General features: G+C 60.7%; 23 protein-coding genes. 7 read left to right on the top strand and 16 right to left on the bottom strand.

What is annotated here, in order from left to right:
* Positions 1-174 precede the first annotated feature (174 nt).
* Positions 175-1,359, top strand: a complete 1,185-nt coding sequence (locus GNF76_RS18630; protein ID WP_155584593.1) for an MFS transporter — start codon at positions 175-177, stop codon at positions 1,357-1,359.
* Between the two features lie 101 nt (positions 1,360-1,460).
* Here the strand turns inward: GNF76_RS18630 and GNF76_RS18625 are convergent, their stop codons facing one another.
* The 3 genes from GNF76_RS18625 to GNF76_RS18615 form a co-directional block, all read right to left on the bottom strand.
* A complete protein-coding gene (locus GNF76_RS18625; RefSeq protein ID WP_155584592.1) occupies positions 1,461-1,730 on the bottom strand; it encodes a DUF1652 domain-containing protein in 270 nt (89 codons plus the stop codon).
* Between the two features lie 10 nt (positions 1,731-1,740).
* The gene (locus tag GNF76_RS18620) at positions 1,741-1,992 is read right to left on the bottom strand and encodes a CsbD family protein (RefSeq protein ID WP_155584591.1); all 252 of its coding nucleotides are present in this window, start codon (positions 1,990-1,992) and stop codon (positions 1,741-1,743) included.
* 129 nt (positions 1,993-2,121) lie between these two features.
* Positions 2,122-3,618: a PAS domain S-box protein gene (locus GNF76_RS18615; protein ID WP_155584590.1), complete on the bottom strand. Its 1,497-nt coding sequence runs from the start codon at positions 3,616-3,618 to the stop codon at positions 2,122-2,124.
* Between the two features lie 181 nt (positions 3,619-3,799).
* On the opposite strand from GNF76_RS18615, the gene GNF76_RS18610 reads away from it, so the two are divergent.
* From GNF76_RS18610 to GNF76_RS18595, 4 genes are all read left to right on the top strand, one after another.
* Entirely contained in the window at positions 3,800-4,768 is a 969-nt protein-coding gene (locus GNF76_RS18610) for a hypothetical protein (protein WP_155584589.1), read from the top strand.
* A 129-nt stretch (positions 4,769-4,897) separates the two neighbouring features.
* A complete protein-coding gene (locus GNF76_RS18605) occupies positions 4,898-5,518 on the top strand; it encodes a transglycosylase SLT domain-containing protein (RefSeq protein ID WP_155584588.1) in 621 nt (206 codons plus the stop codon).
* A gap of 15 nt (positions 5,519-5,533) precedes the next feature.
* On the top strand, positions 5,534-5,875 hold the full coding sequence (locus GNF76_RS18600) for an FKBP-type peptidyl-prolyl cis-trans isomerase (RefSeq protein WP_155584587.1): 342 nt from the start codon (positions 5,534-5,536) through the stop codon (positions 5,873-5,875).
* A gap of 12 nt (positions 5,876-5,887) precedes the next feature.
* The gene (locus GNF76_RS18595; RefSeq protein WP_155584586.1) at positions 5,888-6,490 is read left to right on the top strand and encodes a GNAT family N-acetyltransferase; all 603 of its coding nucleotides are present in this window, start codon (positions 5,888-5,890) and stop codon (positions 6,488-6,490) included.
* A gap of 138 nt (positions 6,491-6,628) precedes the next feature.
* Here the strand turns inward: GNF76_RS18595 and GNF76_RS18590 are convergent, their stop codons facing one another.
* The 7 genes from GNF76_RS18590 to ctlX form a co-directional block, all read right to left on the bottom strand.
* A complete protein-coding gene (locus GNF76_RS18590; protein WP_038441855.1) occupies positions 6,629-7,126 on the bottom strand; it encodes an Lrp/AsnC family transcriptional regulator in 498 nt (165 codons plus the stop codon).
* Positions 7,127-7,140: 14 nt separating this feature from the next.
* Positions 7,141-7,995 (bottom strand): ABC transporter ATP-binding protein, encoded by an 855-nt coding sequence (locus tag GNF76_RS18585; RefSeq protein ID WP_218585300.1) that lies wholly within the window; start codon positions 7,993-7,995, stop codon positions 7,141-7,143.
* A gap of 3 nt (positions 7,996-7,998) precedes the next feature.
* Positions 7,999-8,712, bottom strand: a complete 714-nt coding sequence (locus GNF76_RS18580; RefSeq protein ID WP_155584585.1) for an ABC transporter permease — start codon at positions 8,710-8,712, stop codon at positions 7,999-8,001.
* The gene (locus tag GNF76_RS18575) at positions 8,709-9,410 is read right to left on the bottom strand and encodes an ABC transporter permease (RefSeq protein WP_155584584.1); all 702 of its coding nucleotides are present in this window, start codon (positions 9,408-9,410) and stop codon (positions 8,709-8,711) included. Before GNF76_RS18575 ends, GNF76_RS18580 begins: the two co-directional genes overlap by 4 nt.
* Before the next feature lie 131 nt (positions 9,411-9,541).
* Positions 9,542-10,321 (bottom strand): ABC transporter substrate-binding protein, encoded by a 780-nt coding sequence (locus tag GNF76_RS18570; protein ID WP_155584583.1) that lies wholly within the window; start codon positions 10,319-10,321, stop codon positions 9,542-9,544.
* A 254-nt stretch (positions 10,322-10,575) separates the two neighbouring features.
* A complete protein-coding gene (locus tag GNF76_RS18565; RefSeq protein ID WP_155584582.1) occupies positions 10,576-11,622 on the bottom strand; it encodes an ornithine cyclodeaminase in 1,047 nt (348 codons plus the stop codon).
* 13 nt (positions 11,623-11,635) lie between these two features.
* Complete coding sequence (gene ctlX / locus GNF76_RS18560; RefSeq protein ID WP_155584581.1) at positions 11,636-12,562, bottom strand: citrulline utilization hydrolase CtlX; 927 nt, start codon at positions 12,560-12,562, stop codon at positions 11,636-11,638.
* A gap of 158 nt (positions 12,563-12,720) precedes the next feature.
* Here ctlX and GNF76_RS18555 point away from each other — a divergent pair, with 158 nt between their 5' ends.
* On the top strand, positions 12,721-13,614 hold the full coding sequence (locus GNF76_RS18555; RefSeq protein ID WP_155584580.1) for a GNAT family acetyltransferase: 894 nt from the start codon (positions 12,721-12,723) through the stop codon (positions 13,612-13,614).
* Between the two features lie 135 nt (positions 13,615-13,749).
* Here GNF76_RS18555 and GNF76_RS18550 read toward each other — a convergent pair whose 3' ends face one another.
* The 5 genes from GNF76_RS18550 to GNF76_RS18530 form a co-directional block, all read right to left on the bottom strand.
* On the bottom strand, positions 13,750-14,769 hold the full coding sequence (locus GNF76_RS18550; RefSeq protein ID WP_155584579.1) for a branched-chain amino acid aminotransferase: 1,020 nt from the start codon (positions 14,767-14,769) through the stop codon (positions 13,750-13,752).
* A 244-nt stretch (positions 14,770-15,013) separates the two neighbouring features.
* On the bottom strand, positions 15,014-16,393 hold the full coding sequence (gene lpdA / locus GNF76_RS18545; protein ID WP_155584578.1) for a dihydrolipoyl dehydrogenase: 1,380 nt from the start codon (positions 16,391-16,393) through the stop codon (positions 15,014-15,016).
* A 3-nt stretch (positions 16,394-16,396) separates the two neighbouring features.
* Positions 16,397-17,665, bottom strand: a complete 1,269-nt coding sequence (locus GNF76_RS18540) for a dihydrolipoamide acetyltransferase family protein (RefSeq protein ID WP_155584577.1) — start codon at positions 17,663-17,665, stop codon at positions 16,397-16,399.
* Complete coding sequence (locus GNF76_RS18535) at positions 17,666-18,724, bottom strand: alpha-ketoacid dehydrogenase subunit beta (RefSeq protein ID WP_155584576.1); 1,059 nt, start codon at positions 18,722-18,724, stop codon at positions 17,666-17,668. It abuts the gene before it with no gap.
* A 1-nt stretch (position 18,725) separates the two neighbouring features.
* The gene (locus GNF76_RS18530) at positions 18,726-19,961 is read right to left on the bottom strand and encodes a 3-methyl-2-oxobutanoate dehydrogenase (2-methylpropanoyl-transferring) subunit alpha (RefSeq protein WP_155584575.1); all 1,236 of its coding nucleotides are present in this window, start codon (positions 19,959-19,961) and stop codon (positions 18,726-18,728) included.
* 195 nt (positions 19,962-20,156) lie between these two features.
* Between GNF76_RS18530 and GNF76_RS18525 the strand changes: the two genes are divergently transcribed.
* Positions 20,157-20,642, top strand: a complete 486-nt coding sequence (locus GNF76_RS18525; RefSeq protein WP_155584574.1) for an Lrp/AsnC family transcriptional regulator — start codon at positions 20,157-20,159, stop codon at positions 20,640-20,642.
* Positions 20,643-20,757: 115 nt separating this feature from the next.
* Here the strand turns inward: GNF76_RS18525 and GNF76_RS18520 are convergent, their stop codons facing one another.
* Positions 20,758-21,621 (bottom strand): MBL fold metallo-hydrolase, encoded by an 864-nt coding sequence (locus GNF76_RS18520; protein WP_155584573.1) that lies wholly within the window; start codon positions 21,619-21,621, stop codon positions 20,758-20,760.
* Between the last annotated feature and the right edge of the window lie 55 nt (positions 21,622-21,676).

The raw sequence follows: 21,676 nt of genomic DNA, 5'->3' as shown, positions 1-21,676 counted from the left end.
GGATATCCTTATCAGCGGCGAGGGAGTGAGCGATCTTAGCTTATAAATAGTGCATTTTATTTTTGCATAAATGCATAAGTCAGCCTTTTTTGTCTTTCATCTTGGGTTAAGGTACATCCGCCCGTCGGCCGCACCAGCGTCCTTGAGCGGCGCCCTTGAAAGAATGAGAGCAGGATGCTGAAGACAATAAAAAACTACCCCCGTGCCGTGAATCTGTTGCTGTCGGCCACGTTGATCCTGACGTTGGCCAGGGCGATTACCTTTCCGTACCTGGTGATTTACCTGACCGACCAGTTTGCCCTGAGCATCAGCCAGGTTGGCCTGGTGATTGGCAGTTCCTTGATCGTCGGCTCTCTGCTCAGTGTGTACGGCGGTTTCCTGGTGGACCGGATCAGCAGTTATCGGCTGTTGCTCGGTTTGAGCCTGGTGTTTGCCATGGGATTTTTCGGGACGGTACTGGTACGGGGAATCGAATCGTTCTATGCCTGCCTGATCCTGATTAACCTGGCTTACTCAGTGATCGACATCGCAGTCAAAGCCGGCTTTGCCAGCCTGCTGCCTGAAGACGCACGCAGTGAAGTGTTTTCCATCAAATACACCCTGACCAATATCGGCTACGCGGTGGGGCCGTTTTTTGGGGCGATGGTGGCTAAGGTCGATATCAGCCTGCCATTTATGATCTCGGCAGGCCTGGGGGTGGTTTTTTTCCTGCTGTATTGGCGCTGGGGCGACAAGACCCTGGCCACCGTTGAGGTTGCGCAAAAGCCGGTGCCATTCCTGGCCGTTCTGCGGGTGTTGCTGCGGGACCATCGGTTGGTGTGCTTCACCCTGGGCTGCTTGCTCAGTGCGGTGGTTTTTGGCCAGTTCACGGCGTACCTGTCTCAGTACCTTGTAACCACCAGCACGGCGGACTACGCCTACAGCGTCATCAGCGCGGTGCTCACCACCAACGCATTGGTGGTGATTGGCTTGCAGTACGTGATTGGCCGGCGCATCTCCCATCGTCACCTGAGCCGCTGGCTGATCCTGGGCCTGGGCATGTTCATGCTGGGAGTGATCGGATTCGCGTTGTCCACCCACCTGTGGTGGTGGGTGGCGGCGATGGCGATTTTCACGGTGGGGGAGATCATCGTGATTCCGGCCGAGTACATGTTTATCGACCGGATTGCCCCGGACCACCTGCGGGGCATGTATTACGGGGCGCAAAACCTGTCCAACCTGGGTGCCGCCCTGGGGCCGGTGTTGTGCGGGCTGGTGCTGGCCAGCCTGCCGGCCCACTACATGTTCTACATGCTGGTGGCGTTTATTGTCGGTGGCGGGGTGTTCTACTTTATCGGGGCGTCACTGAAGGCCCGCTGACCTGTAGCCGCTGCCGAGGCACGAGGCTGCGATGGCCTGCGCAGCAGGCCCCCAAGGGCGGTCCTGCGGACACGCATCGCAGCCTCGTGCCTCGGCAGCGGCTACACAGGGGCGAGGGGCAAGTCATCCAGATTGACCCGGCCTACCGTGTTGCTTTGCAGCTCGTAACGCAGCTCCTCGACCATCGTTTCCACGTCTTGCGGGGTTTTCAGTTTGTTGACGCTGATCCCCGTCACCACCAGGTCCACTCGGCCGGTTTCGGCATCGAAGACCTTCAGGGTCAATGACGCGTCCCTGCACAGGGTGAACTCGCAGGTCAGGGGCAGCAAGGCTTCCTCGATGCAGTTGCGCAGTTGCGAGAGGCTAAACATTCAGGCCCCCTCAGCGCCGACGCAGCAACAGGCCCAGCAACAGACCGACGCCGGCCACAATGGCCACGGTAGCCAGGGGTTTGTTTTTGGCAAAGTCACCGACGGTGTCCAGTGCATCGCCGTAGGTTTGTTGCAATTGGCCGGCCGCCTGACGGGCCATACCTTCGGCTTGCAACTGTTCATCGCCGGTCAGGTCACCGATAAAACCCTGAGCCTTGCCGGCCACTTTTTCGACGGCGCCTTTGACGTGTTCGCTTTTCATGGTGAATTCCTTAAAGGGCAAAAACGCTTTGGCACGGGATTCAATCCCTGTGCCCACCCTTCAAGGTTAAGGAGTGCATCCTCACCGGATAAGGCGAATTTGCACCGGTCGTACTAGTGCATTTGCACTCTATTTCTTCGGCTTCACCCGGTGCTCGCCGGCGAATAAACCTCGTTCCCGTGCCCAGACAATGGCCGCACTGCGGCTATGCACCCCAAGTTTGGAATACACCGTCGCCACATGGTTACGCACAGTGTTCGGCGCCAGTTTCAGGCGTGAGGCGATCTCTTTGTCGGCCAGGCCTTCGCAGATCAAACCCAGCACATCGCGCTCCCTCGCGGTGAGATCGGTGAAGGAAACGCTGGGCAGGTTGGGGCTGTTGACGCTCTTGGCGTTGGCCAGTTTCTCAATCAGTGTCTGGCTGAACCAGGAGGCGTCCTGCATGACCTCTTCAATGGCTGCCACCAGTTCCAGCTCCGAGCGCTTGCGTTCGGTGATGTTCATCAACACCAGCAGGTAGCAGGGCACGTCCTGGATGCTGACGGTGTCGGCGGACAAGACGCAGTCGATCACTTCGTTGCCTTTCTTGCGGATCTTCAGGTCCAGGTTGTCGACATTGCCGGCCTTCTCCAGAGCGGCGAACACCCGGGTGCAGTTCTGGGCACCGTCGATAAAGTCGATCTCGGCCACGGATTTACCAATCAGTTCTTCACTGGTGTAGCCGGTGGTGCTCATGAAGGCTTCGTTGATGTCCACCACTTGCTGGTTGTCGGCGCTGCACACGAGGGTGGGCACCGGCGTCAGGCGAAAGGACTTGGCAAACCGTTCTTCGCTCTGGCGCAACGCGGTTTCAGCTTTGCGCCGGGGTTCAAGGTCGGTGAAGGAAAACAGCATGCAGTCTTCCTCGTTCATGTCCAACGGTTGGCCGGCGACGATCACCAGTTTGCTGCCACCTTCGGGCAGCTTCAGTTCCGCCTGCATCTGCGGGATGGTCGCGCCTTCCCCCAGGCGCTGGATCGCCAGGTCCTTGCGTTCGGCCTGTTCCAGTACATCCAGCTCATACACCGAGCGGCCGATCACTTGGTCGCGGTTGTAGCCGGTCATCTCCAGGAAACCCTGATTGACCTTGATATAACGCAGGTCACTCAGGCGGCAGATCACCGCAGGCGCCGGGTTGGCGTTGAACGTCTTCTCGAAACGCTGCTCGGCGCTGGCCCATTCGGTGGCATCGCTGAGGATCAATACCAGCAATTCCGGTTCGCCGGACGCGTCGTTGAGCACCAGGCTGCGCAGGCGGTGAACCCAGGTTTTTTCGTCGTCGCCAGTGGGTGTGACTTCCACGACCACGTCGCTGAATTCTTCCCCGTCCGCTACCCGGCTCAGCGGGTAATTCTCCAGTGGCAACGGGTGATTGTTGCGGTAGCGCAAGGCAAAGCGGGTCGCGTATTCCTTGGTGTTGGCACCCAGGGCTTCGATGTGGTCGACCCCGTGCATGGTCAGCGCGGCTTCGTTGGCCCACAGGATCGTCTGGTCGATCTCGGCAAGAATCACCCCGTCGGATAGCCCGGAGATGATCTGCTGCAGTTGGCGGCGGTTGGTTTCTTTGGCGAGGACGGCCTGGCTCATGGTTTCTCCGGGGGAAGGTCGCGTGAGAAGTACGACACCTGGGGCTCAGGATAGTGCAGGGAAAGTCCCGGGCGCGGGGTGCGAATGCACCAGTGCGCCTGGTGCAATTGTGCCGAGACCGCAGAACGCGGGCTCGACACACTGAGCTGGTCTGTACTTACTCACTGTCAAAGGATCGATCATGACCACTGTCTATGAAAGCAACCGTTCACTGTTTCGCGTGTCCTGGAGCTCGGTGTTGGCCGGTAGTGCAATTGCCCTGGTGACCTACCTGGTACTGAGTGTGTTGGGCACCGCCATTGGCGCGAGTGCCGTCAACCCGATGGCGGCCGGTAACCCGTTGAGCGGGTTCGGCACCGGCGCGGGGATCTGGCTGTTTGTCTCGACCTTGCTGGCCATCGGCGTCGGCGCATTCGTGGCCGGGCGCACCGCGCCGGATCGCGGCGGCTTGCATGGCGTCCTGAGCTGGACCATCACCACGTTACTGACCACCTGGTTGCTGGCGGCGCTGGCCACCAGTGTGGTGGGCGCTGCCGGGAATGTGCTCGGTAAAGGCCTGTCGGCTGCCGGCAGCGGGATTGCCGCCGTGGCACCGGGCATCAGCGACAGCGTCAAGCAGCAACTGGACGAGAAGGGCATCAGCCTGGATTGGAACAGCCTGCAAGGCCAGTTGGACACCTTGCTCAAGCAAACCGGCAAGCCTGAGCTGGACCCGGCCAATGTCGGGCATAAAGCCGACCAGGCTGCAGCGGATGGCAAGCAAGCGGCCAGCGACGCCGCCACAAACCCGGCCCAGGCCACCGAAGAGCTGAAACAGTGGTTCGAGCGGGTCAAGGCATCCGGTGAGCCCGCCTTGAATGCGGCGGACAAAGAAGCGCTGGTCAACATCGTCGCCGCCCGTACCGGCAAGAGCCAGGCCGAAGCCACTCAGATCGTCGACAACTATGCCCAGGCCTATCAGCAGGCGGTGCAGAAAGTTGAAGCGCTGAAGAAGCAAGCCGAACAGAAGGCGCGTGAAGCCGGCGAAGTGGCCGCCAAGCAATTGTCCCGTGCCGCGTGGAGCACCTTGCTCATGTTGCTGCTGGGTGCAGCGCTGAGCTTCGGTGTCGGCCGGATGGCGATTTCCACCCGCAAAGTGCCGTTGGCCTGATGCACCACCGTGCAGGCGCCGGCCTGGTTCCTGCACGGTGAACAAGGCAAATTGATGTCTTATCGGCATCACCTTCCGTGAACGCGTAAACTGTCGACTTTTTTACGCGCATCACGCGAAGGTGAGCTTTTGAATCTGGCAAAAACCATAGCCCTCTTACTACTGACCTCCCTGCTGGCAGCCTGCGGTACTTCGCCGCCACGCACCCCCGATGACCTCTGCGGCATCTTCCGGGAAAAAGACGATTGGTACGACGCGGCCAAGGTCACCCAGAAGCGCTGGGGTGTACCGATCCAAGTGCCGTTCGCCATCATGTACCAGGAATCGGGCTTCCGGCAGAACGCCAAGACCCCGCGCAAATACCTGTTGTGGATCATCCCCTGGGGCCGCGTCACCACCGCTGCCGGCTACGCCCAGGCCAAGGATGAAGTGTGGAGCGACTACCGCAAAAGCACCGGCCGTAGCTGGGCCAGCCGCCAGGACTTCGACGACGCCATCGACTTTGTCGGCTGGTACATGGACAAGACCACCACCATCAATGGCGTGTACAAATACGACGCCTACGGCCAGTACCTGAACTACCACGAAGGCTGGGGCGGTTATCGTCAAAGAACCTATGCCAGTAAAGCGTGGCTGTTGCCGGTTGCCGGGAAGGTCAAGGCACGCTCGGATATGTATGCGCGGCAATATGCGGGGTGTAAGGCGGACTTGGATCGGGGCTTCTGGAGCCGGTTTTGGCATTGGTTGTGAGTGAGGTCTAAAGGTATGAACAACGAACTACACATCACCGACACCCGCCTGGGCGACGGCAAAGCCGTGGTCAAGGGGGCGCTGATCACCACGCAATACACCGGCACCCTGGAAGACGGCACGGTATTCGATTCTTCCTGGGAGCGAGGCAAGCCGTTCCAGTGTGTCATCGGTACCGGTCGCGTGATCAAGGGCTGGGACCAAGGCCTGATGGGCATGAAAGTCGGCGGGATTCGGACGCTGTTTGTGCCGGCGCACCTGGCTTATGGCGAGCGCAGTATGGGGGCGCATATAAAGCCCAACAGCGATTTGCGTTTTGAGATTGAGTTGTTGGAAGTGTTGACGCGGGACGAGTGAGGCGTGGCAAACATGGAGGTTTCGACAATATTGCACCTGCCCATCAGTTCCGTCGCCGGCATTCGCGTGGTCGAGCTGACAATCCGTGACGAGGCTGAGCTGCAGCAGTTGTTTGAAGACAGTCCGGGCTATTTTCTGGCGGTCAATGGCGAGCCCGCCAGGCCGTTGGAGGCTCGTGAAGAGCTGAGTTTCCAACTGCCCGATGATTGGCCGCATACACGCATGTATTGGTTGGGCTATCGCGACACCGAGGGCGTACTGGTAGCCGTGGTGAATGTGGCATCAGACTTGTTGGCGACCGGGGTTTGGCATATCGGGTTGTTGTTGGTGGCCACCTCGCTGCATGGCACTGGGCTGGCCAATCGGTTGCATGCTGATCTTCAGGACTGGGCAATGAACCTGGGAGCTCGCTGGCTGCGGCTGACGGTGGTAGAGGGCAACACCAAGGCCGAGCGATTCTGGCCCAAGCTTGGGTATGTGTCGGTGCGGGCCCGGGAGGGAATCAAGATGGGGCGGCAGGTGAATCGGGTGTTTATCCAGGTCAAGCCGTTGGATGGTGCGGATATTGAAGGTTATCTGTGTTTGGTCTCGCGGGATCGCCCGGATGCTCCGTGAATCTGAACACGGTTAAAATGTGGGAGCTGGCTTGCCTGCGATAGGGGTGGACCAGTCAAATCAATGTTGTCTGACCCACCGCTATCGCAGGCAAGCCAGCTCCCACATTTGATCTTCTTTGTCTCAGCGAATGGGGGGTTAAGCCAGTTCAGTCGCGGTGTTTTTCACCACCGCCAACTCCGGATGCGCCACCAATTTATCAATGTGCAACTCGTCATTGTTCAACCAGGTTTCCGTCAGTACCCGGTAGTGTTCCATGTCTCGGCAGCGCATGCGCAGGCTGTAGTCGAACGGCCCGCTGATCAGTTGGCATTCGAACACCTGGGGGCAGGTTTTGACGCAGGCTTCGAAGGCTTTTTGCGCCGAGCGTCCGCTCTGGTTGGAGAGGGCCACCAGCACCAGCAGTGACAGCCCCGGCGAGACCATCTGTACATCGATGATCGCGCCATAACCGCGGATCACCCCCCGGCGTTCCAGTTTGCGCACCCGTTCCAGGCAGGGCCTGGGGGTCAGGTGCACCAGTGACGAGAGTTTCTCGTAGGTGATACGCCCCTGATGACGCAGCACATCAATGATGGCCTCGTCGATGCGATCCAGCGCAGGGGAGGAATGGGGTCCGTTGGCCTTGGTATCCATGGTTGGCTTCGTGTTCACTTCAAACGGTTGGAAAGAAATTGCTGCAGGCGTTCGCTGTTGGGGTGGTCAAGGATCTCGGCGCCGCCGTGTTCCTCGACTCGACCCTGATGCAGGAACAGCACCTGGCTGGACACCTGTCGGGCAAAGCCCATTTCGTGGGTGACCATGAGCATGGTACGACCTTCCTCAGCCAACGTCTGTATGACTTTGAGCACTTCTCCTACAAGTTCAGGGTCGAGCGCCGAGGTGGGTTCGTCGAACAGGATAATCTCCGGTTCCATGGCCAGCGCCCGGGCAATCGCCACCCGCTGTTGCTGGCCGCCGGAGAGAAACGCCGGGTATTGATCGGCCACCCGGCCCGGCAGGCCGACCTTGTCCAGGTACATCCGCGCGCGTTTTTCCGCCTCGGCGGCGCTCACGCCGAGCACGCGTCGGGGCGCCATGCAGATGTTTTCCAGCACGGTCATGTGGCTCCACAGGTTGAAGTGCTGGAAGACCATGGCCAGGCGTGTACGCAGGTTTTGCAGTTGGGCCTGGTGCGGCGCCTGGACGCCGGAGCGGCCCTGGCGCATTTCAATACTGATGCCATCCAGGGTGATCACCCCGGCGTCCGGCTGCTCAAGGAAGTTGATGCAGCGCAGCATCGTGCTTTTTCCGGAACCGCTGGCGCCGATCAGGCTGATCACATCCCCATTGCGTGCATTCAGCGAAACGCCTTTGAGCACCTCGTGTTCGCCATAGCGTTTGTGCAGGCCTTCGACCTGGAGTTTGACGTTGGCATTTTCCGCCACCACGGTGGGCCGGGGAGCGGAGCGGGTGTCGATGACGCAAGTGGGATGTGCGGCCAGGGCCTGCGCGGACTGATTCATGGGTTAGCCTCGGGTAGGAACAAGAAAACGCATCCAGCGACGTTCGGCCAGTCGGAACAGGCCCACCAGTGCAAAGGACAGCAGCATGTACAGCAGGGCCGCAATGCCGAAGGCCTGGAAGGTCAGGAAGGTCTCGGCATTCGCATCGCGGGCCACTTTGAGGATGTCGGCGATGGTGGCGGTAAACGCCAGGGACGTAGCGTGGAGCATCAGGATCATTTCGTTGCTGTAGGCCGGCAGCGCACGGCGCAAGGCGGCGGGCACTACCACAAACAGGTTCAACCGCCAGCCGTGCAAACCATAGGCCCGCGCCGCTTCGATCTCGCCGTGGGGGATGTTGCGAATCGCCCCGGCGAAGATTTCCACGGTGTAGGCGCAGGTGTTCAGTACGAAGGCCAGCAGCGTGCAGTTCAGCGCGTTACGGAAAAACTGGTTGAGCAGGGCGTTGTCTTGCACCACGTCCAGGCCGTAGAGCCCGGTGTAGCAAATCAGCAGTTGGATATACAGCGGCGTGCCGCGAAACAGGTAGGTGTAGACCTCCACCGGCCAGCGAATCCAGAAGTGCTCCGACACCCGCGCAATCGCCAGCGGGATCGACAGGAAGAAGCCCAGCACCACCGAGATAATGAACAACCACAGGGTCATCGCCACACCGGAAAAGCCGTTACCGTCGGTGAACAGGTAGGCCAGGCCGTATTGCTGGATCAGTTCGATCATCGCGCCATCCCCTTGATACCGATGTTGTAGCGCCGCTCCAGGCGTTTGAATACACGGTTGGAGAGGGTGGTGATCACCAGGTACACCAGGCCCGCGAGGATCAGGAAATACAGCGGGTTGTTGGTGGTCTTGCCGGCGTTCTGCGCGGCCTTGACCAGGTCCGACAGGCCGATGATCGACACCAGCGCCGTGGACTTGAGCAGCACCAGCCAGTTATTGCCCAGGCCCGGCAAGGCAAAGCGCATCAACTGCGGGAACAGCACCAGACGAAAGCGTTGCCAGCGGCTCAGGCCGTAGGCGGTCGCGGCTTCGAGTTGGCCTGCCGGTACGCTGAGAATCGCCCCACGAAAGTTCTCGGTGAAATACGCACCGTAGATAAAACCGAGGGTCAGCACGCCGGCGGTGAACGGGTCGATTTCGAAGTAGTCCCAGCCGAGCATTTCGCTCAGATCGTTCAGCCACAGTTGCAGGCTGTAGAAAATCAGCAGGATCAGTACCAGGTCCGGCACGCTGCGAATCAGCGTGGTGTAGAGCGTGGCCGGGACCCGCAGCAGCTTGACGCTGGAGAGCTTGGCACCGGCGGCGATCAGCCCCAGGGACAGGCTCAGCACCAGCGCCAGGAACGCCAGCTTGACCGTCATCCAGGCACCCTGCGCCAGCAGCGGGCCGAAGCCCTGCAAGTTGAGGAATTCATTCATGGGGAGATCTCGATGGGGCGCAGACATTTACTGTGGGAGCTGGCTTGCCTGCGATGAGGCCATTGGGTTCAGCGCAATGCTTTAGGCCGCCATCGCAGGCAAGCCAGCTCCCACAGGGGCGATGATGGATATCATTCGTGGTAGATATCCTGATCGCCGAAGTACTTCTTCTGGATCTGCGCGTAGGTGCCATCGGCCTGCACGGCGGCGATGCCTTTGTTGATCAGCGCCAGCAATTGCTGGTCGTTCTTGCGCAGGCCCATGGCGATGTCGAGCGGCAGGGTCGGGTCCTTGAAGGCCGGCCCGGTCTTGAAGTCGGCGCCTTCGGGCTTGGACAGGAAGTTGAGCTGGGCTTCGAGCTTGTCGGTCAGGGTGGCGTCGAGGCGACCGTTTTGCAGGTCGGCGTAGTTCTGCTCCTGGGACTGGTAAGCCTTGATCTGCGCGCCGAGCTTGGCCAGGTGCGCACGGGCGTAGGCTTCTTGCAGCGAGCCTTGCAGCACGCCGACCTGTTTGCCTTTCAGCGATTCAGGGGTGTCGCCGAAGTCGGCGTTTTTGCGGGTGATCACCGAGGTCGGGCTGAGGAACAGGCGGTCGCTGAAGTCGATGACTTTCTGGCGGGCCGGGGTCACGGCCATGGAGGACATGATGGCGTCGAACTTGCGAGCACGCAGGGCCGGGATCATGCCGTCGAATTCGTTGTGGACCCACACGCACTTGACCTCAAGCTTGGTGCAGATCGCGTTGCCTAGCTCGATATCGAAACCTTGCAGACTGCCGTCGGCGGCGACTGATTCAAAGGGTGGGTATTCGGGGAAGACCCCAAAGCGGATTTCTTTCCATTCCTGGGCCTGGGCGGCGCAGGCGCACAACGGCAGGAGCAGCGCAGCGAAAAGTGATCGGAGCGGAGTCATGTGTATTCCCTATATTTTGTAATTGATGTCAGGGCAGTAAAAGGTGAAGCACGCATTCATTTGCTGACTCTTTGGTCGCGCTCAGAATGCTTCATGAAGGTGCGTTTTTTGTGTCGTTTACCCCTGTTGTGGCGCTCGGAATGTGCTGTTAAAACGCGGATGTCAGCGGAATCGGCTGCATCACCCGCAAAATCGGCTTTTTGCACGCTGGTGTCTGGCCCGCCCTGTGTTCAAAGCGGCAGGCCAGAGCGGTCTCAGGCGCGCTTTTTGTGCTGTGCGGCAGGCCGTTGCGCAAGACGGGCAAACAGGTCCTTCGGGTTCGCCAGCTCGGGTACCAGTTCCAGGGTGCTGCCAATGTCCAGCACCTTGGCCACGTCCAACACGTAACGCAGGGCCGAGTAGTCTTCGATGGCAAAACCCACCGAATCGAACAGGGTCACCTGGCGCGCATTTTCCCGGCCGGCCACCTGGCCGTTGATGACTTGCCACAGTTCGGTGACAGGGGAATCTTCCGGCATGTGCTGGATTTCGCCTTCGATACGGCTTTGCGGCTCGTATTCGACGATCACCCGGGCGCGTTCGACGATGCGCCGGTCCAGTTCGGTCTTGCCCGGGCAGTCGCCGCCCACGGCATTGAGGTGCATGCCGGGTTCAATCATTTCGTCCGTGAGGATGGTGGCGTAGGCCTTGTCGGCGGTGACGGTGGTGACGATGTCGGCACCGCGCACCGCCTCGGCGACGCTGCCGGCCAGGATCACCTTGATCGCCGGGAACGCCTTGAGGTTGGCCGCGAGCTTGGCGGTGGCCTTGGCGTCGATGTCGAACAGGCGGATTTCGTTGATACCCAACATGGCGTGGAAGGCCAGGGCCTGGAACTCGCTTTGCGAGCCGTTGCCGATCAGCGCCATGCTGCGGCTGTTTTCACGGGCCAGGTAGCGGGCGACCAGCGCCGAGGTGGCGGCGGTGCGGATCGCGGTGGTCAGGGTCATTTCGCTGAGTAGCACCGGCTCGCCCGTGTCGACATCCCCCAAGGCGCCGAATGCCATGACCGTGAGCATGCCGCTTTGGGTGTTTTTCGGGTGGCCGTTGACGTACTTGAAGGCGTACAGCGCGGCGTCCGATACGGGCATCAGTTCGATCACGCCTTCCGGCGAGTGGTTGGCCAAACGTGCGCACTTTTCAAAGTCCTGCCAGCGCAGGTAGTCGGCGCGGATGTACTCGGCCATCTCGCTGATGCAGGTTTGCAGACCTTTTTGCGACACCAGGTAGCTGAGGTCGTTGACGTCGATATAACGGGTCATGGCAAGACTCCTTTTATTGGAATGAAGGGCGGGCGGGCAAATGCACTTCCGCCAACATGCAGCGGGCACTACCGCCGCCGATGCGTTCGATGTGCTCGATGTTCACCACCACAGGCCGCGTGTGGCGTTCCACGTGCTGGCGCTGGGCAGGCTTGAGGGATTGCCAGGCACTGGCGGACATCACCAGCAGCGGCTGGCCGTCGCGGTCGTGGACTTCCAGCATGTTGCCGGCGAAAGCCTCCAACTGGCCGAAGTCCAGGGCGAGGATGTCTTTACCGGTGTCCCGCAGGGAGCGCTCCAGGGCCAGGCGTTCCTGGTCCTCGGGCAGCGCTTGCAGGCACACCACGGACAGGTCGCGGCCGACGCTCATCATTACGTTGCTGTGGTAGATCGGCGCGTGGTGACGGTCGACGGCGTGGAACACGCAGACCTGATAGTCGAGGCGCTCGGCAAATTGGCGCAGGGCATCTTGATGGGTACGCCCGGAGTGGCAGGCGTAGCTGATGCGGTGCTGACGGTCGAGGACCATGCTGCCGGTGCCTTCGAGGAAAATGTTCTGTTGTTCCAGGTGACTGAGGTCGATGGTGTCGCGGATCGCGAAGCGCTGCTCCAGGACTTGCAGCACGCCTTTATTGCGCTCCAGTCGTCGGTTCTGGCCTTCCATCGGGTACAGCACCAGGCTGCCGTCGGCGTGGCTGCTCCACCAGTTGTTGGGGAAAATCGAATCCGGGGTGTGAGGTGCCGGGGTGTCCTGTACCACCAACACTTCAACGCCGTGCTTGCGCAGGGTGTCGACATAGCCGTCGAACTCTTCCAGCGCTTTCTGCTGCGCGCCGAGCGGGTCCAGGGGCGGGCGCTGGAAGCGGTTGTTGATCGCGGTGTCCGGGTTGAAGGCAAAGCGCGCCGGGCGGATCATCAGGACGGTGTTGGTGGTTTGCATGGGGGCACGGGTCCATGGAGTTGGGCATTGAGGCTATTTTGTGCGCTGTAGCGGAAGAATCCCGGCTGAAACAGGGGGGTGGTTCAGCCGGGAAAGCTGAAAAGTGGGGTATAACAGCGCAATCGGCTGCAATTTCGATTCTGGAGGAATGAGTGCCTATGCCCACTGAAGTCCGTCTCGCCCAAACCACCGATGCCGAAGGCATCAGCCAGGTAATTCTGGCGGCTCTGCATGACAGCAACGCCCGGGATTACCCGGCCGACGTCATCGCCCGAGTGGCGAGCAACTTCACCCCCGACGCCGTACTGGCGTTGCTCCAGCGCCGAACGGTGCTGGTGGCGGTCCTCCAGGACGAAGGAATCGTCGCTACCGCCGCCCTTGATGGCAACGTGGTGCGCTCGGTATTCGTCAATCCGGTGTTGCAAGGGCAGGGCATCGGTCGCCTGCTGATGATCGAAATCGAACTGCGCGCCCGGGAGGCCGGCGTCACGGTACTTAATGTGCCGTCCTCGCTGACCGCCGAGCCGTTCTATACCAAGCTGGGTTTCCATACGGTACGCGACGTCTACCACGGCAACGAACGCACGCTGGTCATGGAAAAGGCCCTGTCGTCACGCCATCCCATCGGTCTGTATCGCGACCGTCAGCACCGTGGCCAAGTGATAGCGTTGTGGCAGGCGGCCTTTGGTTATGACACCGCACACAATATGCCGGCCTTGGCGATTGATAAGAAACTGGCGGTCAACGATGCCTTGTTCTTTGTCGCCACGGACAAGAAAGCCGTGATTGGCACCATCCTCGCCGGTTATGACGGCCATCGTGGCTGGTTGTATTCGGTGGCAGTGCATGCCGACTATCGCCGCCAGGGCCTGGGCGCCTCGCTGGTGCGGCATGCAGAGCAGGCCTTGATTGCCTTGGGCTGCATGAAGATCAACCTGCAGGTCACCAGCGGCAACGAAGCGGTGGTGGGGTTTTATGAGGCGTTGGGGTATGGAGCGGAGCCGAGAATCAGCATGGGCAAGAAGATTGTGGAGAATATTTCGAAAGACTGAGCGCTGTTCTTCAGACACCGGAAATGAATGTGGGAGCTGGCTTGCCTGCGATGACGGTGCGTCAGTCAAATAGCTGTTGACTGACACTCCGCTATCGCGGGCAAGCCCGCTCCCACATTTGTGCAGCGGTGTTGGTCAGACCTTGACGATCCAACCTTCAGGCGCTTCAACGTCACCGGACTGCACACCTGTCAGCTCTTTATAGAGCTTCTGGGTGACGGGGCCGACGTCTTTCTCGCTGTAGAACACGTGCAGCTTGTCCTTGTACTCGATACCACCGATTGGCGTGATCACCGCAGCAGTACCGCAGGCACCGGCTTCCTTGAAGTCCGACAGCTTGTCGACGAACACATCACCTTCAACCACTTTCAGGCCCAGGCGGGACTTGGCCAGCTCGATCAACGACAGGCGAGTGATGCCTGGCAACACCGACGGCGAGTTCGGGGTGACGAACGTGTTGTCGTGGGTGATCCCGAAGAAGTTGGCCGAACCGACTTCCTCGATTTTCGAGTGAGTTTGTGGATCCAGGTAGATGCAATCGGCGAAGTTGGCTTTTTTCGCCAGGGAGCCCGGCATCAGGCTCGCGGCGTAGTTGCCACCAACCTTGGCCGCGCCGGTGCCGTTGGGCGCGGCACGGTCGTAGCCGGAGATCAGGAAGTTGTGCGGGGTCAGGCCGCCCTTGAAGTAGGCGCCGACCGGGATGCAGAAGATCGAGAAGATGAACTCGGGTGCAGTGCGCACGCCGATGTTGTCACCGGTACCGATGACGAACGGACGCAGGTACAGCGCGCCGCCAGTGCCGTACGGCGGGATGAACCGCTCGTTGGCGCGGACCACGGCCTTGCAGGCTTCGATGAAGGCTTCGGTCGGCACTTGCGGCATCAGCAGGCGTGCGCAGCTGCGCTGCATGCGCAGGGCATTCTGGTCCGGGCGGAACAGGTTGATCGAGCCGTCCTTGCAGCGGTAGGCCTTCATGCCTTCGAAGCATTGCTGGCCGTAGTGCAGGGCGGTGGAGCCTTCACTGATGTGCAGCACGTTATCTTCGGTCAGGGTGCCTTCTTGCCAAGCACCATCCTTCCAGGTCTGGAGAAAACGCTTGTCGGTCTTGATGTAGTCAAAACCCAGCTTGTCCCAATTGATGCTTTCGTTACCCATGACACCCTCTATCTCTTGTCAACCGCCTGGTCGAAGGCAGGCGTGTGGTTTATTTCTGGATGGGCGCAACAATACTTCATTCCGAGGCGAATTCGCAGCCTTGGCGTGCGCAATCTGACGTGATCCTCTGTAGCCGCTGCCGAAGGCTGCGATAAGGGCCGCAGGACCTTCAGCAGTTTAAGACCCTGACGCCTGCTTCGCAGTCGATCGCAGGCTGCGCCAGCGGCTACAGAGTTGGTGCACGTTACAGGTGCAACGCATGCCCCAACGCCCGCAGTGCTGCTTCCTGCACCGCTTCACCCAGGGTCGGATGGGCGTGAATGGTGCCCGCCACATCTTCCAGGCGCGAGCCCATTTCCAGGGACAGGCCAAATGCCGTGGACAACTCCGACACGCCAGCCCCCACCGCCTGCCAGCCGACGATCAGATGATTGTCACGCCGTGCCACCACCCGCACGAAGCCGGTTTTCGACTCCAGGGTCATGGCTCGGCCATTGGCGGCGAACGGGAAGCTGGACACGATGCAGTCCAGACCGGCCGCTTTCGCTTCATCCGGGGTCTTGCCGACCACCACCAGTTCCGGGTCGGTAAAGCACACCGCCGGGATCGCCGCCGGGTTGAATTCGCGGTGTTTGCCGCTGATCAGCTCCGCCACCATTTCACCTTGGGCCATGGCGCGATGCGCCAGCATGGGCTCGCCGCTCAGGTCGCCGATGGCCCAGACATTGCGCATGCTGGTCTGGCAGCGGCTGTCGATCTTGATCGCCGAGCCATTCATGTCCAGGTTCAGCGCTTCCAGGTTCCAGCCTTGGGTGTTGGGTTTGCGACCGACGGCCACCAGCACCTGGTCGGTTTCCAGGGACAAGGTGTCGCCGTTGGGATCGCGCACTTGCAGGGTGTTGTTTTCAAAACCGGTGACACTGTGTTTCAGGTACAGCTTCACCCCCAATTGTTTGAGGGATTCAGCCACCGGTTGCGTCAGTTCAGCGTCATAGGCCGGCAGGATGCGATCCTGAGCCTCGACCACACTCACTTCGGCACCGAGCTTGCGATAAGCGATGCCCAACTCCAGGCCGATATAGCCGCCACCCACCACGATCAGCCGCTTGGGCACGCTTTTCGGCGCCAGGGCTTCGGTGGACGAGATGATCGGGCCGCCAATCGGCAGCATCGGCAGGTTGACGCTTTTCGAGCCGGTGGCCAGCAATAGGTGCTCGCACTGGATACGTTGCTCGCCGACTTCCACGGTCTTGCCATCGATGACCTTGGCCCAGCCGTGGATCACCTGCACCTTGTGTTTCTTCAGCAGCGCCGCGACGCCGGTGGTCAGGCGATCGACGATGCCGTCTTTCCATTCCACACTTTTGCCGATGTCCAGGGTCGGTGCGGCGACCTTGATCCCCAGGTTCGAACCCTGGCTGTGGTGCACGGTTTGCTGGAACTGCTCGGCAACGTGAATCAGCGCCTTGGACGGAATGCAGCCGATATTCAGGCAGGTACCGCCCAACGATTGACCTTCCACCAGAACGGTCGGGATGCCCAGTTGGCCGGCACGAATCGCCGCCACGTAACCGCCAGGGCCGCCGCCGATAATCAGCAGCGTGGTATTCAATGTCTGCGACATGACTTACTCCAGAAACAGGCTGGCGGGTTGTTCGAGCAGGCCACGGATGGCCTGGATGAATTGCGCCGCGTCCATGCCATCGACCACCCGGTGATCGAAGGAGCTGGAGAGGTTCATCATCTTGCGGATCACGATCTGCCCCTTGATCACCATTGGCCGCTCAACGATGCGGTTGACGCCGACGATGGCCACTTCCGGCAAGTTCAGCACCGGTGTGCTGACAATCCCGCCGAGCGCGCCAAGGCTGGTCAGGGTGATGGTCGAGCCCGACAGTTCATCGCGGCTGGCCTTGCCATTACGTGCGGCGTTGGCCAGGCGGGTGATTTCTTCGGCCGTGCCCCACAGGTTGCGGGCCTCGGCGTGACGCACCACGGGCACCATCAGGCCGATATCGCTTTGGGTCGCGACGCCGACATGCACTGCGCCAAGGCGGGTGATGACTTGGGCTTCGTCGTCGTAGCGCGCGTTGATTTGCGGGAAGTCCCGCACGGCCACCACCATGGCCCGCACCAGGAACGGCAGCAAGGTCAGCTTGCCGCGCGTGGCGCCGTGTTTTTCATTGAGGTGTACCCGCAACTCTTCGAGGGCGGTGACGTCGATTTCTTCCACGTAGCTGAAATGCGCGGCACGCTGGGTGGCGTCCTGCATGCGCTGGGCGATCTTGCGGCGCATGCCGATCACCGGGATTTGCTGCTCGTCGTTGCGCTCGGCGTAGGGGCTGGCCGAGGTAGAACTTTTTACGCTGCCTTGCTGCAAATAGGCCTCAAGGTCTTCATGCAAAACGCGACCGGCGGGGCCGCTGCCCTGGACCAGACGCAGTTGGATGCCGGCATCCAGCGCATGCTTGCGCACGGCCGGGGAGGCCAGCGGACGCTCATCGGCGTCGCGTGCTACCGGTGCCTGAGCCACAACCGGCTTGGTGGCTGGCTTGCTTTCGACGACCGGCGCCTTGGCTTCAACCTTCGGCGCAGGTGCAGGCGCCGCCTCTTCGACCACGGCCGACAACGCCGACTCCTTGGTATTGCCCGCGCCTTCCACTTCAATGCTGATCAAAATACTGCCGACCGCCATGACTTCGCCCGGCTCGCCACCGAGGGAGATCACCTTGCCATGCACCGGCGAAGGAATATCCACCATGGCCTTGTCGGTCATCACATCCGCCAGCACCTGATCCTCTACCACCAGGTCGCCGACCTTGACGTGCCACACCGACAATTCAACTTCCGCGATGCCTTCGCCAATGTCCGGCATCTTGATAACGTGCGTGCCCATTCAGACCTCCATAACCCGATGCAAAGCCGCGCCCACTCGGGACGGGCCAGGGAAATACGCCCACTCTTGCGCGTGGGGATACGGCGTATCCCAACCGGTGACGCGCTCGATCGGCGCTTCCAGGTAGTGGAAGCAATGCTCTTGCACCAGCGCCACCAGCTCGGCGCCGAAGCCGCAGGTGCGTGTGGCTTCGTGGACGATCACGCAGCGGCGGGTTTTCTTCACGGAGTTGACGATGGTTTCCAGGTCCAGCGGCCACAGGCTGCGCAGGTCGATGACTTCGGCATCAATGCCGGTCTCTTCGGCGGCCACTTGCGACACATACACGGTGGTGCCGTAGGTGAGGATGGTCACGTCCTTGCCCGGGCGGGCGATGGCGGCGACATCCAGCGGCACGGTGTAGTAACCGTCCGGCACTTGTGCCTGCGGGTGTTTCGACCACGGGGTTACCGGGCGGTCGTGGTGGCCGTCGAACGGGCCGTTGTACAGGCGCTTGGGCTCCAGAAAGATCACCGGGTCATCGTTTTCGATGGAGGCAATCAGCAGGCCCTTGGCGTCGTAGGGATTGGACGGCATCACCGTGCGCAGGCCGCAGACCTGGGTGAACACCGCTTCAATACTCTGGCTGTGGGTCTGGCCGCCGTAGATGCCACCGCCGCAAGGCATGCGCATGGTCAATGGGGCGGTGAACTGGCCGGCGGAGCGATAACGCAGGCGTGCGGCTTCGGAAATGATCTGGTCGGTGGCCGGGTACACGTAGTCGGCGAACTGAATCTCGGCAACCGGGCGCAGGCCATAGGCGCCCATGCCCACGGCGACACCGATGATCCCGCTTTCGGAGATCGGTGCGTCGAACACCCGCGAGGTACCGTACTTGGTCTGCAAGCCTTCGGTGCACCGGAACACGCCGCCGAAGTAACCGACGTCCTGGCCGAACACCACGACGTTGTCGTCGCGCTCAAGCATCACATCCATGGCCGAGCGCAAGGCCTGGATCATGGTCATGGTGGTCGTGGTCATGGCGGTTTCCAACTGGATATTGTTGTTGTGATCGTTCATGTCAGATTCCCAGTTGCTGGCGTTGGCGCTTCAGGTGCTCGGGCATTTCCTTGTACACATCCTCGAAGATCGAGGCGGCGCTAGGGATCTGGCCACCGGCGAGGGTGCCGTACTGCTCGGCTTCTTTCTGGGCCTTGATGACGTCGGCTTCAAGCTCGGCACTGACTGCGGAGTGTTCCTCTTCGGACCACTGGCCGATACGGATCAGGTGCTGCTTGAGGCGGGCAATCGGGTCGCCCAACGGGAAGTGGCTCCAGTCGTCGGCGGGACGGTACTTGGACGGGTCATCAGAGGTGGAGTGCGGGCCGGCGCGGTAGGTGACCCACTCGATCAGGGTTGGCCCCAGGTTGCGACGGGCACGCTCGGCGGCCCAGGCGGAGGCGGCGTACACGGCGACAAAATCGTTGCCGTCCACACGCAGAGAAGCGATGCCGCAACCCACGCCGCGTCCGGCGAACGTCGTGGCTTCACCACCGGCGATGGCCTGGAAGGTGGAGATGGCCCACTGGTTATTCACCACGTTGAGAATCACCGGCGCCCGATAGACGTGGGCGAAGGTGAGGGCGGTGTGGAAGTCGGATTCAGCGGTGGCGCCGTCGCCGATCCAGGCCGAGGCAATCTTGGTATCGCCCTTGATCGCCGAGGCCATGCCCCAGCCCACGCCTTGTACGAATTGGGTGGCGAGGTTGCCGGAAATGGTGAAGAAACCGAAGTCTTTTACCGAGTACATGATCGGCAACTGGCGGCCCTTGAGCGGATCGCGCTCGTTGGACAGCAGTTGGCAGATCAGGTCCACCAGCGGCACTTCCCGGGCCATCAGGATGCTTTGCTGGCGGTAGGTGGGGAAGCACATGTCGTCGATGTTCAAGGCCAGGGCCTGGGCGCTGCCGATGGCTTCTTCGCCAAGGCTCTGCATGTAGAACGACATCTTTTTCTGACGCTGGGCGACCACCATGCGGTTGTCGAAGATCCGCGTCTTGAGCATCGCGCGCATGCCGGTGCGCAGGATGTCCACCGGCACGCCTTCGGCCCACGGGCCCAGAGCCTGGCCCTGATCGTCGAGCACACGGATCAGGCCTTTGGCCAGGTCGGCGGTGTCAGCGGGTTCTACGTCGATTGGGGGTTTGCGCACCAGGCCGGCGTCGGTCAGGCGCAGGTAGGTAAAGTCGGTCTTGCAGCCTGGGCGGCCCGAGGGTTCGGGAACGTGCAGGCGCAGCGGTTCGTACGGCTGAGTCATGGCTTTCTACGCTCTATCTTGTGAATTTCTTGTAGTGGGCGCGCTAGCTGACAGTCAGTCTTCGGGTAGAAGAAATCTTGTCCTACAAACATCATAGGCTCGGCTTGGGAGAATATTTATCTCTGTTTCGTTGCGCTGGAGATCATTTGAGGATAAAAAAACTGCATAAACATAATAAACAGGTGGTTTTGTCTCATGCGCAAACTGGACCGTATCGATATCGGCATTCTCAACGCCCTTCAGGAGAATGCCCGCATCACCAACGCCGACCTCGCTCGCTCGGTCAACCTGTCGCCCACGCCGTGTTTCAACCGGGTCAAGGCGATGGAGGAGTTAGGGTTGATTCGCGACCAGGTGACGTTGCTGGATGCCGACCTGCTGGGGTTGCACGTCAATGTATTCATCCATGTCAGCCTGGAAAAGCAGAACGAACTGGCGTTGCAGCAGTTTGAGGGGGCGATTGCCGACCGCCCTGAAGTGATGGAGTGCTACCTGATGGCTGGCGACCCGGACTATCTGATTCGGGTGCTGGTGCCGACCATCCAGTCCCTGGAGCACTTCATGATGACGTTTCTGACCAAGGTGCCTGGGGTCGCGAACATACGATCAAGCTTTGCCCTCAAGCAGGTGCGCTACAAGACGGCGTTGCCGTTGCCGGCCAATGGCATCAACCTCGGTTAGTGTGGGAGCCGGGCTTGCCCGCGATAGCGGAGTGTCAGGCAGCCGATGCATCAGCCGATAGATCGCTATCGCGGGCAAGCCCGGCTCCCACAGGGAACTGTGTACACCCTCCAGATTAAAGTTGGTTGAGGGGGATCTTCAGGTACACCACGCCGTTATCTTCCGCCGGCGGCATATGCCCGGCGCGCACGTTGACCTGAATCGCCGGCAGCAACAGCGTCGGCATGCCCAGCCCGGCATCCCGCTCGGTGCGCATCTTCACAAACGCTGCTTCATCCACCCCGTCATGCACATGAATATTCCCCGCGCGCTGCTCGGCCACGGTGGTCAGGCACTTGGCCGCACGGCCTTCGGGTGGGTAGTCGTGGCACACATACAGGCGGGTTCCGGGCGGGAAGGCCAGTAGCTTGCGCATTGACGCGTAGAGCTGGTGCGCGTCACCCCCGGGGAAGTCGCAGCGAGCAGTGCCGACGTCGGGCATGAACAGGGTGTCACCCACGAGGATCAGTTGCCCTTCGATCAGATAAGCCATGTCTGCCGGTGTGTGGCCGGGGACATGCAGGGCCTGGGCCTTGAGGTTGCCGATCTGGAACTGTTCGTTGGGCGCAAACAGGTGATCGAACTGGGAACCGTCGACCCGAAACGCCGGTTCCAGGTTGAACAGGTGCTTGAACACGTCTTGCACCTTGCTGATGGACTGGCCGATGGCGATCTTGCCGCCCACTTGCCGGCGCAGATACGGCGCAGCAGACAGGTGATCGGCATGGGCGTGGGTTTCCAGCAGCCATTGCACCTGCAGGCGATGTTCGCGCACAAAGGCGATGACCCGGTCAGCCTGGGCGGTGTCGGTACGCCCGGCAGCCGGGTCGTAATTGAGCACCGAGTCGACAATTGCACATTGGCCGCCGTCGTGTTCATAGACGACATAGGTGTAGGTCGACGACGCCTCGTCCAGAAAGGATTGAATCAACGCTGGCATAACGGCTGTCCCAAGTGGCGTAAATAAGTAGTTACAATCACTTTACGTTTACACA

Source organism: Pseudomonas spelaei, assembly GCF_009724245.1.
Taxonomy (GTDB): Bacteria; Pseudomonadota; Gammaproteobacteria; order Pseudomonadales; family Pseudomonadaceae; genus Aquipseudomonas; species Aquipseudomonas spelaei.
The sequence above is the reverse complement of the archived record's forward strand: the minus strand, read 5'-3'. Positions and strand labels throughout refer to the sequence as shown.

Bases quoted from the DNA above. Each gene is read 5' to 3' on its own strand.
- GNF76_RS18590 (WP_038441855.1), bottom strand. From the start codon at position 7,126: ATGGATACCAAGGCCAACGGACCCCATTCCTCCCCTGCGCTGGATCGC.
- ctlX (WP_155584581.1), bottom strand. From the start codon at position 12,562: ATGCAAACCACCAACACCGTCCTGATGATCCGCCCGGCGCGCTTTGCC.
- GNF76_RS18550 (WP_155584579.1), bottom strand. From the start codon at position 14,769: ATGGGTAACGAAAGCATCAATTGGGACAAGCTGGGTTTTGACTACATC.
- GNF76_RS18630 (WP_155584593.1), top strand. From the start codon at position 175: ATGCTGAAGACAATAAAAAACTACCCCCGTGCCGTGAATCTGTTGCTG.
- GNF76_RS18615 (WP_155584590.1), bottom strand. From the start codon at position 3,618: ATGAGCCAGGCCGTCCTCGCCAAAGAAACCAACCGCCGCCAACTGCAG.
- GNF76_RS18570 (WP_155584583.1), bottom strand. From the start codon at position 10,321: ATGACTCCGCTCCGATCACTTTTCGCTGCGCTGCTCCTGCCGTTGTGC.
- GNF76_RS18575 (WP_155584584.1), bottom strand. From the start codon at position 9,410: ATGAATGAATTCCTCAACTTGCAGGGCTTCGGCCCGCTGCTGGCGCAG.
- GNF76_RS18585 (WP_218585300.1), bottom strand. From the start codon at position 7,995: ATGAATCAGTCCGCGCAGGCCCTGGCCGCACATCCCACTTGCGTCATC.
- GNF76_RS18540 (WP_155584577.1), bottom strand. From the start codon at position 17,665: ATGGGCACGCACGTTATCAAGATGCCGGACATTGGCGAAGGCATCGCG.
- GNF76_RS18595 (WP_155584586.1), top strand. From the start codon at position 5,888: ATGGAGGTTTCGACAATATTGCACCTGCCCATCAGTTCCGTCGCCGGC.
- GNF76_RS18580 (WP_155584585.1), bottom strand. From the start codon at position 8,712: ATGATCGAACTGATCCAGCAATACGGCCTGGCCTACCTGTTCACCGAC.
- GNF76_RS18525 (WP_155584574.1), top strand. From the start codon at position 20,157: ATGCGCAAACTGGACCGTATCGATATCGGCATTCTCAACGCCCTTCAG.
- GNF76_RS18625 (WP_155584592.1), bottom strand. From the start codon at position 1,730: ATGTTTAGCCTCTCGCAACTGCGCAACTGCATCGAGGAAGCCTTGCTG.
- GNF76_RS18535 (WP_155584576.1), bottom strand. From the start codon at position 18,724: ATGAACGATCACAACAACAATATCCAGTTGGAAACCGCCATGACCACG.
- GNF76_RS18610 (WP_155584589.1), top strand. From the start codon at position 3,800: ATGACCACTGTCTATGAAAGCAACCGTTCACTGTTTCGCGTGTCCTGG.
- GNF76_RS18530 (WP_155584575.1), bottom strand. From the start codon at position 19,961: ATGACTCAGCCGTACGAACCGCTGCGCCTGCACGTTCCCGAACCCTCG.
- GNF76_RS18600 (WP_155584587.1), top strand. From the start codon at position 5,534: ATGAACAACGAACTACACATCACCGACACCCGCCTGGGCGACGGCAAA.
- GNF76_RS18555 (WP_155584580.1), top strand. From the start codon at position 12,721: ATGCCCACTGAAGTCCGTCTCGCCCAAACCACCGATGCCGAAGGCATC.
- GNF76_RS18565 (WP_155584582.1), bottom strand. From the start codon at position 11,622: ATGACCCGTTATATCGACGTCAACGACCTCAGCTACCTGGTGTCGCAA.
- GNF76_RS18620 (WP_155584591.1), bottom strand. From the start codon at position 1,992: ATGAAAAGCGAACACGTCAAAGGCGCCGTCGAAAAAGTGGCCGGCAAG.
- GNF76_RS18520 (WP_155584573.1), bottom strand. From the start codon at position 21,621: ATGCCAGCGTTGATTCAATCCTTTCTGGACGAGGCGTCGTCGACCTAC.
- lpdA (WP_155584578.1), bottom strand. From the start codon at position 16,393: ATGTCGCAGACATTGAATACCACGCTGCTGATTATCGGCGGCGGCCCT.